Genomic DNA, 14,209 nt, shown 5'->3' on the forward strand with positions numbered 1-14,209 from the left:
CCTCACCCCACACTCAGATAGTCGCCAAGCAGCGCGCCGAGCGCCAGGCCGGGGGTCGTGAAATCCACCGCGCGCGTGATCGGCTGGCCCGCGCGCGAGGGGTGGATGTCGTAGAGCGGCCTGCCGCTTCGGTCGCGAAAGCGCTTTTCGAGGAAATAGACCGGGCGATAGCCGATGACGGGCCGTGCAGCCGCAAGGGCGATGACCTGCACGGACGGGTGAAGGCTCATCAACTCGTCGGGTGTGATTAGGCGGCGCGGCGTAGATGAATCCGAGGCCGAGCGGAAAGCCGGATCGCCCAGCAGCCGCCCGCGCTCCATCGCGCTGTCGAGGCTGAGCTGGTGCAGGCTGGTCTGCCCGCAGAGCGCCGAGAGGTAATCCGCCGTGAAACGGTCATTGGTGCCGAAACACTGGATCAGCGCGCTATTGGCGAGGAAGCTCTCCCAGCGGTTCTTGTACAGTTCCTTGAGTTGCGTGAAATCCTGCACGACCATGACGAACTGCATGCCGAAGCCCGCCATCAGGCCAACCGCTTGCTCAATGATGGCCATCCGCTCCAGCGTGGCCATCTCTTCCAGCAGGAACATCACGGGCGAGGACGGCTTTTGGGGGAGCGTCGTGATGCTGGCGATCAGCGCCCCGATCAGCACACGGAGGAAGCGCCGCGCCGTCCCGATCCGCCGGGCTGGCAAGACAATATAGATGCTGGTGTTCTCTCCGATACTCCGGGGGTCGAAATCGGAGCCCGAAAGCGTATCCGCTATGCGTGCGCCTTCCAGAAAATGCGTGTTGCGGTGCGCGGTCGAGATTACGCCGGATAGTTCGCGCTCTTCCTTGTTGTCGATCCGCCCGCCTGCGGCCTTCACCAGATCAAAGGGCGAGGCGAGCATCTGATCGATGAGGCTGCGAAATTCTTCGCGGCCCGCGTTCAGGGCCTGCCGCACAGCCTTGAGGCTGGCAGTGCCATGTTCGGAGGCATGGAGCAGGAAGCCCGCGATCAGGCTGGCGGCTTCGCCTGACCAGTGTGAATCCGAGCCGCCGTCAGGGATGACGATGCTATCGGCGGCCAGCATCGCATCATCGAAGGCATCATCGCCGAAGGGCTGGATTTGGGCGCACGGATTGAAGGCGGAGCGATCCATTCCAAGCTGACTGGCCGCCACGTCAAAGGGATCGATCAGGATGACGTTCTGACCCAGCACGTCACGCCTGTATCTGGCCGTGATCAGGGCGAGCTCGCCGTCCTTGATGTCGAGCACGATTGCGCTGCCGGAATGCTCCAGCAGACGCGGGATCGCGCCCGAGACGCCTTTGCCGCCGCGCGTCGGGGCGACAATCAGCTCGTGCCTGTCGCCGCCATAGCTCACGCGCACCGCGCTTCGCCTGGCATCGCTGGCCGGCAAATAGCCCAGTGTATGACGTCCGCCAGGGCCGTAGCCCCGCGCGATGAGATGGGCGGCATCCGCCCAGCTCGCAGAGCCATGGCTGTCTGGATCGAAGCTCCAGAGCCGCCGCTGGGCCTGCTCTTTTTTCAAGTCGCGCTGCATCATGGCTGCGCGCCTGCCGTTGAGGCATCCCCGCAAGGCGTCTGCCGCAGCACCGTCTGGCTGGTATAGACCTCACGCACAACGTTGAAGAAGCGCGGCAGCTCTGCCCGCAAATCCCCGTCATGGCCGATATAGCTGTCGGCCAGGGATTTGAGGAAGCGCTCTTCGTCACCGCCGAGGAAATAGACGAAGGTGACGACATCGCCCTTGGCTGCAATGACCGAGGCCTCACGTTCAAGGTTCCGATTTACCTTGCCATCGGTAATGATGATCACGGCACGCTGATGGTCTTGAAGAGCGCTTTGGTTCATCCAGTCATAGAGATGAGCCAGCGATCCGAAGAGATCGGTTCCGCCGCCAGCTTGCAGGCCGCCCATCGGGAAGTGCCTTGCCCGGCATTGGAAATAGCCGAAACCTTCACCCGGATCGAAGCTGGCAGTCCCTTCCGAGAATGCCCCGACCAGGCATCCGGCGCGGTTCGGCAGCGCATCGACAAAGCCGCGTGCGGCGTCCCGCATCTCGTCCATGTGCCCCGCCATGGAACCCGAGCGATCCATCAGCACCGCGAAGGTCATCGGGATGCTGGCGGGACTGGCCGGGGCATAGACATCCTGGGTGATCTGCTCGGGCGCGCTGATCACCTCTTCGGTGAAGCAGAGTTTTTCGCCGCCCGTGCTGTAGAGCGCGAGCGTACCTTGCGGCGGGTCGATCACGTTCCCCGCGTCATCACGGACGAGCGCCGTGATGATGAGGCCCTGATCGTCCCTGGCGATATGGGTGATTTCGGCCGAGCCGCCGGAGAAGGCCAGCACGATATCATGCTCCGCATTGATATCGTAGCCGCTGGCGATCACCGCCCCGAAATCATCGACCATGCGGATCGAGGCGACCATCTCCAAAACCCGCGCGCTCGGCACGAGCGCCGGATCGGTGCGGATGTTCAGGAGCACATCGCCCCTGAAATCCACCCAGCGCTGCACGCTGAGATTGGCGGAAGACTCTTGATCAACGCGCGGGGCGAGACGAAGGCGGGCGGTGCCGCCTCCGCTCTGCTCTTGCAGACCGATGGTGACTGGAGCGCCGCCGGAACGCTGATCATCGATCCGCACGGGGCTTTCGGCCAACGCCGCACCGCCAAGGAGCGAGGCGAGCGCCGACGAAAGAAGGAGAGAACGTACACACATGGCTCAGTCCCTCCCCAGAATGTTGCCGAGATTGCTGCGCGTGCGCGCGTTATCCATCAGGTCGAAATCCAGCGCCCCGGAGGTGACGCGATCCAGAGCGCCCGCGCTTTCCAGATGCTCCAGCGCCATCTCATCCTGATCGGCGTGGACATTCAGAAGCCGCAGGAAGCTGGCGTCCATCGCCAGACTTCCAAGCTGCACTTCTACAGGTACGGCCTGGGGCAACGTGATCAGCCCGTCCCCGTCATCGCAGGGGTATCCTGCATGGATGAAGGGGCCGATCCCGATTAAGCGCAGATCGTCCGGCCTTGAGATGCGCACATTGTTGCGCACCTCCTGCCAGGCCAAGGTCAAGTCCGAGCAAGTCGGACGGACTTGAATGGCCTCGATAACCTCCGCGCCCTGCGCATAGAGCTGTTCCGGCGTGCCCGACCATGTGATTTCGGTCGGGTTGGCCGAGGTGATGATATGGATTGTGCTGTGCTTCGTCGCCCGCCTGCGGCGCAGGTCCGTCAGTTCGCCCAAGGTAGACCGTGCAGCTTCCATCTGGCTTTCGGGGTCGGTGACGACGCCGCCGTTTTCGATGACGACGAAGAAGGTCGGTGCCATCGCGTCATCGCCGCCCCAGGCATTCGCGGGCAATGCAGATTGCAGGGCGAGCAGCCCGGCAAGGACGACGGAGGAAAGAAGAATTCGAGCAGTCATGGGTCAGCCTTTCTGAATGAGAGAGCGGGAGGCGCGCACGGTGAGCAGCGCCAGCACGGTGTTGACGAGGGCGATCAGGAGAGCCACGAAGATGCCAAGCCCCTGATTCTGGGCGAGGAAATCCATCATCGGAGATGCATCTTGCGAGCCCCCGAAGGGATTGGGGGCGGTCTCCTGGGCGATCAGGGTGTAGAGGTTGACCACCTCCAACGCGATCACCGCGCCATAGACGATCCCCGCCATGCCCGCCTTGACGCGGTTCATCGGGCTGGCGAGCCATGCCCTCGGGTCTTCGTGGATGTTTTCGTCCAGCACCGCCGACCAGATCATCATCGGCACGGCCACGGAAAACACGGCCAACAGGAAGGCCAGCAGGTGCGAGACGGTCATGTCCTCATCGATGACGCAGAACAGGCCGCCGAAGCCCGGCAGGTCGCAAAGGTACTGGCCGGAGATCAGCCCCATCGTCTCGGTGTAAGTCGAGGCCAGCAGCACCAGCATCGACAGCTCTAGTAAAGCAGCCAAGACGAAGGCTGCGATCTGCTTGAAGCGAGGACCGCCGCCACCAGGCAGGTAGGATTCGGGCGGGAGGGGAGAAGGACGAAGAGGTTTCATAGTGGGCATTTCTCATCAGGTTGCGTTGAGCGCCCTCGTTTGGGCGTGGCTCACACATGGGATAAGAAGGACCCGCAGGCCTTGTAGCGGCCTGCACCTGCGGCGGAAACGGATCGGAAATCGCTTCGCCAAACGGGTGTTGGATCAGGCTTTATTTAATGAATCAGAGAAGCTGTGCTGCTGCCTTTTCGTGCTTTCCAGAATTGGCGCTCGCAAACGCCCGGAACCGAACATATTTGGGGTTGAAATGCGAATAGAGCCGAACTTCCTTTTAAAGTCAGCGTATTACTTGATATCCTGAGTAAGTATTTCCGGGCAGGAGGACGCATGGATGTATGGCCATTGATCGACGTACCGGGGCGCAAGATCGGCTACGCCCGCGTGTCCACCAAGGACCAGAAGCTGCGCATGCAGCGTGACGGACTGGTCGCGGTTGGGTGCGAGCGCATCTACGAAGACCACGGCGTTTCTGGAGCGACATCGAGCAGGCCTGGACTTGACGAGCTTATGGCCGACATCAGGAGCGATGACGCCATTGTCGTCTTCAAGCTCGACCGGTTGGGGCGTTCCGTCCTGCATCTGGCCGATCTTCTGACGCGGCTTCGGGCGGAGAATATCCACTTCTGTAGTCTGAGCGAGGGGATTAACACGACGACACCCGGCGGGAAGCTAGTCTACCACATTTTCGCCGCCATGGCGGAGTTCCAGCGCGAGATCATCGCCGAGAACACCCGCGCGGGGCTTGAAGCGGCGAGGAAGCGCGGCAAGTCCCTCGGGCGTCCGCCCACGCTGGACATCGAGATTGTTCTGGAAGCCCACCGCGCTGTTCAGCAGGATGGGGCGAGCATCGCCGAGACAGCGCGCCGCCTCGGCGTCAACCGCACAACGCTTGGCCGTGCTTTAGAGCGGATCGAAGCGGAGTGACCATCACGCGCTGGCCATGGGCATCAGAGGGCAAAGTCCTTAAGGCTCTTGCCCTGCGCCAGACCGTCCTTGATCCATTGCGGCTGACGGCCGCGCCCGGACCATGTGACCTCGGGGTTCTCGGGGTGACGGTATTTGGCCGGGAGCGCAGGCTTCTTTGAACTGCCCGAGGGCCGCACCAACTCGTCCAGTGTGAACCCCGCTTCTTTCGCCACAGCCTGCGCGGCCGCCAGGGCTTCCCGCCGCTTCCGCTCCGTATAGTCGTCTATCGCCTTGGCCACGTCCTTTTGAAGCGTTTTCAACTCTTCAAGGTCCAGCTTGCTCAAGTCGATATTCGCCATCTTCGCCTCTCGGTCGGTGTTCGCAAAAATCTTACAGGACGCGCGCAAGGTCTTGTCAAGACATGGAAAGCACGGTGCCCTTAGTCCTACGGGCCACGCTTTCCGATGGCGATCCAACGCGCGCCGTCACAGAACTGGACGACATCATGGCTGGTGTTGTAGATCATCTGCCCTTCAATTCCGTATGGGTTTGCGCAGCGCGGGGCCGGGCCTTTGCGCACGCAGCGTGTTCTAGTGTTTGTGTCATTCTTACCCCATCCATAAATCGATCCGGTTCCCAAATGTTGTTTGTTTGCGTTTGTAGAAGATACCTCCGATGAAGACCAGTATAGTGTATGCGTGAAACCGTGCGTTCCTTCGGGGTTTCCATCAGATAGATTTTCAAACATTCTGTTGAGTTCTGCACGCGCGGGTAAATACCAATCTGAGTAACCGCTAAAATTCAAATTTGCACAGTATTGCGCCGCCGGATAGCTTGCTCCAAGCCCCAATAGAAATAGTGTATTAGCCCGTCCGGTTCTGCAACTTGCTTGAGAGTGCGGCGACACACAATTGACCATAGAAGTGTCCGTAGATGGACCCCAGGTAAGAATTTCCGTAGACGAATCGTGGGGCGCCGCATACATCTCCACATTTCCATCAGGGCTTAAGCCGGCATAGATCGTTCCATCATCACAGACATCGCCAATACTCGGACAGCCTTCTGGGTCGTCCAAATTTTGCCCCACGGGGCCTGCTTGATTAAACAGAACTTGAATTTCCGCTTCGGTCAGGGCCCGGTTATAGAACCGTACCTCATCAATCATACCTGGCCAGAAGGTCGCGGTTCCCGCCGTGTTGCCACCGATTAGCAAGGCGTTGTTGTTCTGGGTCAGGGCTCCAGTGCTGGGGTCGGTGTTGGTGTTGTCCATCACGCCATTGTTGTAGATGCCCGAGAATGACGTGCCGTCATAGACCAGAACCACATGCTGCCAGCCATCATCGTTCAGCGTCGTCGTATCGGCCAAGCGGTATGGATTGCTTGTCCCGTCCAGCCGGTAAGCGAGACCGTTTCCGTTGCCGTTTCGGGTGATGCTGTAGCCGTTGTTCGAGGCATCACGTTTGGCAAGCAGCGCGTGGCCACTCACCGTCATTGCGTTTGTTGTGTGCCAAAGCGAGATGGAAAACGGGCCACTGTCAAAGGCAGACTCGTTGGCTACCTCCACGTAATCATCCACGCCATCGAACAGGAGCGCGCCCCCATGGACACCTTTCGGCACCCAAACCGGGCCGCCGTTCAACGTGCCATTGTTGCCACTCACCGAGTCCTCTGCCGTCGCACCCTCACCCTCATCAAAGGCCCAATGACTGACAAGTCCACCTGTACCCGCTACTTCTCGTGACGCCTTGCGAACGCAACGGGCGGGCAAATTATTACCTTTCCATCCCTCATGCCAAAAGTGGCCGGTGGAAGCATTTACAGTCCAGATGTAGCTTATCGTATCTGATTCCGATGAACTCCAGTAGTAGTCACTGGTGTTAAGGTCGCTTCCAACAGCGTCATGCATCTGATGAATCACGTAAAACTCCGCCCTTGAAGGCAGATACCAGTCATCGTTTCCGTGCGCCGACAAGTTCAGACAATAGCGAGGAACAGTTTGGACATCAGCCATTGCCGCCAGAGCTGCGGTGTTGGCCTCACCCGCCCAGCACTGTTCGTTCGAGCCGCCGCTATCACACACTTGATTACCCGTTTCCGAAAACGCACCAAAAGCGCCACTTGTTTCAAATGCTGCGGATGTCATGTACATGGGTACGTTCCCATCAGGCGTGGTCCCGACATAAACCGATCCATCGGAGCAAATGTCACCTACATTCGGACAGGCAAGGTCCGGGAACCCACCATAGATCGGGCCGCGATCTACCTCCGCCCATTCCGGGGTCATGGAGACAAAGCGGTTGCCGTCAAAATACTCCATCCTGCGGTGGTTGCTGTTGTAGCGAATGCCGTCGCGTGCTTGGTAGAGTTCATTTATTTCGATAACTGTAAGGGGGCGGCTATAAAGACGTACGTCATCAAAATCCGTTCCGCCATTTCCATGTGCACCACCTAATGATCCAAACTTAAAATTACCATTTGTTGTAGTCATTGATTGGGTAGAGCTTCCTTTTAGCACTCCATCTACATAAACATAAAATATTGTTCCATTATATGTAAGTGCTAAATGTTCCCATTTGTCAGCCAAACTGGTAATATTCCAAACATCCCAACGCGATGGGGACCAGATACTTGTATTGCCCCTTATTTCTAAAACTCCACCGCCTTCAAATAAACTTTGATAGGAGAAATCTCTTTTTAACCACATCGTCACAGAAAATGGGGGGTTTGTACCTATAGGGAATACGTTCGACACTTCAATGCGGTTTCCCGAATTATCAGGAGGCGAGTTCGCAAAATCAATATGTGAACCTATAGGCGAAGGAACGCCATAACCAGCGATTGTTCCGCTTCCTCCTAATAATGCTCCATTATTACCATTGCCGCTACTATCGTAAATTGTTGTTCCGCTTGTTTCATCCAGCCTCCAATGCCCGATAAGGCCGCTGGGGACGACTTGGGTGCGTGGGGTGTAAGGTGAGGATGTAGCGGAACTCAATGTTCCGACTTCCGTAAAAGCGCCGCTTGTTCCTTTGTTGATGTGCCAATGATCCGTATCACCCGAGAGGAATATATCCGGCGCGCCGCCCGTGGGTAGGGAGCCATCATTTCCCAGAAACACCGGATTGCGGGCGGAGTTTATAAACTTTTCTCGATTTTCGCTGAGGGAGAGGTCGAGATATGTTCCGGCGTCAAACCAGAATTCCGCTAGATTGGCGTCGAGAGCATGGGTAAAGGTGCCACCGATTTCGATGCTATTTGCGGTTGAGGCTGGGAACACAGTATTGGTATGCGTCTGCAATCCCGCCGAAGCATCCTCACCATTAATATACAAGTGGCGTCTGTTCGGATCACTTAGGTCTACACTCGCGAGGTAGTGATACCATCGCCCGGCCCTCAATTGCCCTGGCGTTGAGCGAAATCTCAATATCTCGCTACCGCCCGCATCGTGCATGTTAAACCAAAAGTTCTCTTGGCTGTTGTTTGTAGAGATACTAAGAGCCGCATCCGTTGGGGTGCCTATCCTAAGAATTCGATTCGCTGAGAATGTGTTAAAGTACTTCCAAAAGCTTACTGTGAATTGCGTCGTATTCGGCATTCCCGTTGGCGATAGGTTCTCAAGGTAGTCACCCTCAATTGCAACAAACTCTGTAGCATTTGGTATGTAAGGCCTGTCATTTTCCGGATTTCCGCCAGTCATCGCAATCCAGTTATCGTCAGCGTCGCAATATTGTGGCACATTGTAGGTGCTGTTGAACATGACCTGACCAACCACGCCATGCGGGGCGGCACAGTCCGCATGCGCATTCTGACCATAAAGAAGCAACACAAATAGAAATGATATCAATATCCTCATAAAAACCTACATTTAACATTCTAATCCATATTTGCTTAATTTTTATTAATGCGCAATAGGCGCAAATTGATACGGCAATTATTGAAGGGAGCGGTTAAGGAAATCATGAGGAGAGCACCAAGTCTTGCTCAGCGTCAAGTTTCACCAGCCATCCCCGTGATAGGTAGTGCGGGTGCCTGTTCGTCCAATTTTCACCCGACGCACTACATCTCTCGAAACGGTTCGACAAAAGTCGCGTTTGGTAGAATCGCTCGGTGGAGAGGTCTGTACTACGTCCCTCCCCGGAAGACAGACGGCTGAGCTTAGAGCGACCGCAAGCTGTGTTTTGTAGTACAAAACAGCTTGGCAAGGTGGCCCGCTGCGCGCCCCCGTTGCATCCCCCCGGCCTGTGGCTCCTACAGGGCATTGAACCCATTCCAGAGCCATAGATCGTATCGCCGATCAACCACTCGCGGGAGACTTCGCTCTCCCTGCACCCATCGATCCTTTCAGGAAGACCATGGGGCTATCGCGCCCCTTGGAACCACTCGCAGGGCTTGGAGACATGCCTCTCCACCTGCACCGAACCATGCACAAACGGCTGCCCGCTTGACCACCAATCAGGGGAGCGTTCCTGCTCCCACCGATACCCCCATGAGGACTTCATCCAGACCATTTCATGGAGACCAACCTTCCGCAGTTTGGATGCGCGCCATGTCATGGAGACCAGGAAGCGAGCATTTCATAGCTGCCCTTGCCTTGGAACCATCCCTTCGACCACGGAGCCTTCGAGCCCCATTGGAACCCTGACCAACCCTGCGAGGATTGGATGCCCGCCACCTTGTCGAAGGTGAATCACGCTCCAGGAGGCCCATCGCCGCCCCCTTGGAATTCCCGAACTCGTCAGACCCGGAGGCTTGCCTCTCCACCTACACCGAACCTTGGGCACAACCGACCGGGCGATTGAAACCCGCCATCTGTCCGCAGATGGACCCGAAATCACCAGCGCGCCTTCGGCTGGACACGCGCGCGGCCGCGCTGCGCTGTTGCCACGCCGCCGCGCCTTCATCGCCGCCTGCCGATCCGCCGCTAGCGCTTGTTGCCAGAGGTTGCGTGAGCCTCTACACCTTGTAGCATCAGGCAGGGACACACGAAGATTCGGGGAGGGCAGGACCCGCGATGCACGTCAGGCACGGCCCCCACAATGCTTTAGACATTTCCGCGTATGTTCTTGTTATGTTCCGGCGCGGCTGGTATCCCCAAGCCGTCACCGCGCTCCCATAACTGAAGGACACAAGAACATGGACACGGCCTCATCACCCGCACTTTCCATCGACGCTGACGCATCAAGCTCATCCGTTTCAGACGACTCTGCCGCCTCTACCTACGCCTACACATCGAAATCCGGTCACTATGCGGGGCTTATGCATGGCGATTCCGCGTCTATGCTCAAAACCCTACCGAGCGATGTTTTCAACGTGGCCGTAACTTCACCGCCGTATTTCTGGGTACGAGATTACGGTTTCGACGGTCAGCTTGGTCATGAGGAGTCCGTCGAAGGCTATATTGACGCCTTGATGGATGTCTTCGATGAGGTGAAACGAACCCTGCACCCCGAAGGTGTCTTCTTCCTCAATATCGGCGATACGTACTACTCCGGCAACGGCCAGCCCCATGGCAGCGACCCGAAATGCTCATCCCGGAATTTTCTGCGGCAAAAAGTGCGCCCTGTGGATGTCAGCGGCTGGGACATTCCCAAAAAGAGCATGATTGGTATTCCCTGGAAGGTTGCCTTCGAAATGCAGCAGCGCGGCTGGACATTGCGCAGCTCCATCATCTGGAACCGCTGCAACGCCTTTGTCGAGCCGACAGCCCGGGACCGTCCATATCGCCAGTATGAATTTGTTTTTATGTTCTCCAAAACGCGGTTCTACAGCTTTGACCGCTCCAAGCTGGTTGAGGAAGACGTCTGGAATATTCCCATCGAGCGCAACCGCCGCGCCAAGCACAATGCCGCCTTCCCGTCCGAGTTGGTGCGGCGCTGCATCGAAGTCGGCAGCCCGCCAAACGGCCATGTGCTTGATCCGTTCGTTGGCAGCGGCACGACCGCCCTCACCGCCATTGCGAACCATCGCAATGTTGTCGGCATCGATATGAGCAATGACTATATCGACTACGGGCAAGGTGCTATTGAAGGCGAGGGATACGAATCCTCATCCTGGAAAGACCTGACCAAGCGCCTTCAAAAGCCTTCGGCGCTCTGGGACGGGTGGGCCGGAAACCGTCAGAACTTCCGCAAACCGGGAACGGCAGGCAAAACAAAAAAAGAGTAGCCCGTGCAGTATTTCGACATTCCCACAATCAAAGCTTCAATCGAAGCCCTGGAAGGGGTCAGCGCCAACTGGCTGATCCCTGCCTTTGTTTTTGCTGCCAATGATGTGGGAACGGACGCCCTCGTGGATATGTCCAAGAACCTTGGCACGGACCAGTTTCTCGACCGCTACTTCAACGCTGCGCTGATCGGCGTCGAGCCTTTCAAGACGGGGAACAATCTGCTCAGGCCGCGCCTCAAGGGCATACGCTGGGACCGCGGTGATTTTGCAGGCGACTACATGATCCGCCAGGACACCAAGATGTGGGGAAATCTCTTCTCCAGTCGTGGCTACCGCGAGATGCGGATGCAGGGCTATCTGGAAGGCGAGAAGACAACCACCCGTCTTACCGATGCGTTTCAAGGGGCGTTCGAAGCCGAAATTCCAGCGTCATTCCAGTTTGAAGACTTCATGGTCTGGCTCTTCGCCTTCAAAGGTTTCCCGGATGAAATCGATAGCTGGCAGGGGCTATACGATCATCTTGTCACAGGAGAGCTGGAACTTCTCGACTTTCAGGACCCCTACAAAGGACGCTTCCGGCTGCGGCCTGAACGGCCATGGCCGGAGACATTGGGCGAGCGGCCCTCGAACGAAGAGTTTCTGCAGGAACTTGCTCCCAGGCTGGCAGCTCATCTTGCCGCACCTGCGCCAGAAGATGACGAACCAAGCAGCGATCCAGCGGCGCTGGAGCTAATGAGCGCGGATGATGCCGTCCTTGCGATCATCCTGAACGCCATCCAGAAGAAGACCAGCCATTCGTTCCTGCTGGCAGGGCCGCCCGGCACGGGCAAGACGAAATATGCGCATGATATCGCGAACTTCCTGACCAAGGCCGATAAAGACCGCATCCTCTTCCTCCAGTTTCATCCGGCCTTTGGATATGATGATTTTGTAGAGGGCTTCCGACCAGTCGAGGCAAAAGACGCTGGCGGTGAAGCGCGGGGCGTGACCTACAAGCTTGATGCCCGCCATTTCCTGAATTTCGCCAGTAGCGCCAAGGCTGATCCCGACAAACACTATGTTCTGGTCATCGACGAGCTTAATCGGGGTGATGTGGCCCGCATCTTTGGCGAGCTTCTGACCTATCTTGAACTCGATTACCGCGATAAAGAATTTACGCTCGCGATCTCGGGCACCAAGACAAGATTGCCGCGCAACCTGATCGTTCTCGCCACAGCCAACCCGTTTGACCGCTCCGTCACTGATCTGGATGATGCGCTTTTACGGCGCTTCATCGTTATCACGCTGGAGCCTGACAAGGCCTTCTTGAGCAACTACCTGAAAGGCAAGAACGTGGAGGCCCGCGTTCTATCGCGCACGCTCCGGCTTTTTGATATTTTGAACGAGGCCTTTCCGGCCGGGTTCGGGCACACGAATTTTCTTGGTGTTCGCTCGATTGAAGATCTGGCCGATGTCTGGGAGGGGCGGGTCAAACTTGGCTTGCAACGCACATTGTTCCATGACCGCCAGAAATATGACGGCATCAGGGAAGACGTCGATCAACTTTTGAAGCTGGATGAAGACGCCGAAGCTGCGGGCGATGATGACGCGGACAACGAAGCTTAGAGCGGAGTTGATGGCGTGGTAGTTCCAGAGGGGCGTATCATTGAAGTTGAAGAGCGTGGGCAGCGCTATTTTCCGCGCGGTGATCTGATCGACCAGTACGGCCACTCGCTCATCCTGCCCGAAACCCGCGAGCTAAAAGCGCTGGAATTCAAGGATGTCGCCGATGGTGTGCATCTCGTTGCCCTCGGTCTGATTGGCTACCTGCCGCTTACCAGCACGATCACGCTCAATATCGTACCGAAGTTTCCCATCGAGAACCTCTGGACGATGCTGGAAGTCGGCGGAGAAAACTATGACCGGATATTGCCGACGATCCGGCGATATCAGAGCGCCGACAAGCCAGCGCCGCTCCAGCTTCTCGCGAGAAGCTTCTGTCATTATCTCAAAGGCGCGCTTTCGGCGGGTTTCGAGCGGAGCTATTATCCCAGAACTGTCTCGGGCTTCTACAAGCCGCGCGTCGAGTTTGGCCCGACCATTAGCCGTTATCTCTCGCGCGGAAACCCAATCGATACGGTCTCCAGCGTCTTCGAATTCGGACTGGACAGCCCCGTAAACCAGATCGTCAAGGCGGCGTGTCTGCGTTTTGCCCGCATCATTCCACGGCAAAAGAGCTGGGAAGAAGAGCGCCACCTGATCCAGATTGCGCTGGATACGTTGCAGCGTGTCAATGCGCGGGAGCCAGGCCCCCACGATTTTTATCTGGACGAGGCCGTGTCGCTTAGGTTGCGCGGCAATTATGAAGGTCTGCTGCGCGTCTACCAGTTGCTTCTTACGGGCGGTGGAATCGCCTTCACATTCGAGCCCGGCGGCAAGGAGTTGCCGTCCTTTCTGTTCAATCTGGAAGACATCTTCGAGCGCTTTATCCGCCAGACTTTTGTCGATGCTCTGCGTGAAAAGAAGATTGGCGTTCTTGACGGGAACAAACATCAGGGCAAGCTTTTTGAAGATAGCAAGGTCTACCCGACAAAATCGGACCTGATCTTCCGGCGAGGCAAGAAAAACGTCATCGCTCTTGGCGAGGTAAAATACAAACCAAGGCTGAAAGAGGCAGACCGCTATCAGATTATTAGCCATGTCACCTCTGCCAAAGCGCCGCTCGGGATTTTGTTTTCTCCGGCCAATGAAGGAGAAAGCCAGCGTCTTGACCGGATCGGGCGTCTTGCGACAGGAGCGCAGTTCTACCATTACCGCGTCGATATCAAGGGCGACATTCGGGCTGCACAGGCGCAGATGGTTAGAGAAATTACAGCTATTTTGCCTGCCCCCTCGGAAGCAGAAACTTTAGCAGAAGCCTAGCCGAGTTGTTCGGCGCACCCCTTGCGGGCCGGGCTCTCGTGAACGGAGCCTGATAGGCCAGTCTCCGCCATCCGGCATCGATCCCTTGCGCATTATCGGCCAGCCGTGAACGGCTGACATCCTTCTCTTTCATTGGGGCCTGACGGCCCATCACCCGTCAAGACCAAGCCCTTCGCTATGGCTTCG

The 14,209-nt window shown here is 57.3% G+C and carries 10 protein-coding genes; 4 read left to right on the plus strand and 6 right to left on the minus strand.

Annotation, left to right across the window (positions count from 1 at the left end):
- Positions 1-2: 2 nt before the first annotated feature.
- The 4 genes from P73_RS16380 to P73_RS16395 all read right to left on the minus strand — a co-directional run bounded on the left by P73_RS16380 (position 3) and on the right by P73_RS16395 (position 4,051).
- Positions 3-1,550 (minus strand): type IV secretory system conjugative DNA transfer family protein, encoded by a 1,548-nt coding sequence (locus P73_RS16380; RefSeq protein WP_043870402.1) that lies wholly within the window; start codon positions 1,548-1,550, stop codon positions 3-5.
- Positions 1,547-2,656, minus strand: coding sequence for a VWA domain-containing protein (locus tag P73_RS16385; RefSeq protein ID WP_158401948.1), 1,110 nt, complete (start codon positions 2,654-2,656; stop codon positions 1,547-1,549). The genes P73_RS16380 and P73_RS16385 overlap by 4 nt, the downstream gene beginning before the upstream one ends.
- Positions 2,657-2,734: 78 nt before the next feature.
- The gene (locus P73_RS16390) at positions 2,735-3,436 is read right to left on the minus strand and encodes a hypothetical protein (RefSeq protein ID WP_043870404.1); all 702 of its coding nucleotides are present in this window, start codon (positions 3,434-3,436) and stop codon (positions 2,735-2,737) included.
- A gap of 3 nt (positions 3,437-3,439) precedes the next feature.
- Positions 3,440-4,051: a hypothetical protein gene (locus P73_RS16395; RefSeq protein WP_139267061.1), complete on the minus strand. Its 612-nt coding sequence runs from the start codon at positions 4,049-4,051 to the stop codon at positions 3,440-3,442.
- A 327-nt stretch (positions 4,052-4,378) separates the two neighbouring features.
- Here P73_RS16395 and P73_RS16400 point away from each other — a divergent pair, with 327 nt between their 5' ends.
- Positions 4,379-4,975: a recombinase family protein gene (locus tag P73_RS16400; RefSeq protein ID WP_052453355.1), complete on the plus strand. Its 597-nt coding sequence runs from the start codon at positions 4,379-4,381 to the stop codon at positions 4,973-4,975.
- A gap of 23 nt (positions 4,976-4,998) precedes the next feature.
- On the opposite strand, the gene P73_RS16405 is transcribed toward P73_RS16400, so the two are convergent.
- Both P73_RS16405 and P73_RS25720 read right to left on the minus strand, forming a co-directional pair.
- Entirely contained in the window at positions 4,999-5,316 is a 318-nt protein-coding gene (locus tag P73_RS16405; RefSeq protein WP_043871849.1) for an H-NS histone family protein, read from the minus strand.
- An 86-nt stretch (positions 5,317-5,402) separates the two neighbouring features.
- Complete coding sequence (locus P73_RS25720; RefSeq protein WP_158401949.1) at positions 5,403-8,714, minus strand: LamG-like jellyroll fold domain-containing protein; 3,312 nt, start codon at positions 8,712-8,714, stop codon at positions 5,403-5,405.
- 1,376 nt (positions 8,715-10,090) lie between these two features.
- Between P73_RS25720 and P73_RS16410 the strand changes: the two genes are divergently transcribed.
- From P73_RS16410 to P73_RS16420, 3 genes are read left to right on the plus strand one after another with little or no spacing between them, the layout of a single operon-like run.
- Complete coding sequence (locus P73_RS16410) at positions 10,091-11,122, plus strand: DNA-methyltransferase (protein WP_074743065.1); 1,032 nt, start codon at positions 10,091-10,093, stop codon at positions 11,120-11,122.
- Between the two features lie 3 nt (positions 11,123-11,125).
- Positions 11,126-12,727, plus strand: a complete 1,602-nt coding sequence (locus P73_RS24520) for an McrB family protein (RefSeq protein ID WP_052453357.1) — start codon at positions 11,126-11,128, stop codon at positions 12,725-12,727.
- A 15-nt stretch (positions 12,728-12,742) separates the two neighbouring features.
- A complete protein-coding gene (locus tag P73_RS16420; RefSeq protein ID WP_043870406.1) occupies positions 12,743-14,023 on the plus strand; it encodes an McrC family protein in 1,281 nt (426 codons plus the stop codon).
- Positions 14,024-14,209: the final 186 nt, after the last annotated feature.

The sequence above is a fragment of the Celeribacter indicus genome (assembly GCF_000819565.1).
Taxonomy (GTDB): Bacteria; Pseudomonadota; Alphaproteobacteria; order Rhodobacterales; family Rhodobacteraceae; genus Celeribacter; species Celeribacter indicus.

Excerpts from the sequence above, each read along its gene's own strand:
- P73_RS16380 (WP_043870402.1), bottom strand. The coding sequence starts at position 1,550 with ATGATGCAGCGCGACTTGAAAAAAGAGCAGGCCCAGCGGCGGCTCTGG.
- P73_RS16390 (WP_043870404.1), bottom strand. The coding sequence starts at position 3,436 with ATGACTGCTCGAATTCTTCTTTCCTCCGTCGTCCTTGCCGGGCTGCTC.
- P73_RS25720 (WP_158401949.1), bottom strand. The coding sequence starts at position 8,714 with ATGTTCAACAGCACCTACAATGTGCCACAATATTGCGACGCTGACGAT.
- P73_RS16400 (WP_052453355.1), top strand. The coding sequence starts at position 4,379 with ATGGATGTATGGCCATTGATCGACGTACCGGGGCGCAAGATCGGCTAC.
- P73_RS16405 (WP_043871849.1), bottom strand. The coding sequence starts at position 5,316 with ATGGCGAATATCGACTTGAGCAAGCTGGACCTTGAAGAGTTGAAAACG.
- P73_RS16410 (WP_074743065.1), top strand. The coding sequence starts at position 10,091 with ATGGACACGGCCTCATCACCCGCACTTTCCATCGACGCTGACGCATCA.
- P73_RS16395 (WP_139267061.1), bottom strand. The coding sequence starts at position 4,051 with ATGAAACCTCTTCGTCCTTCTCCCCTCCCGCCCGAATCCTACCTGCCT.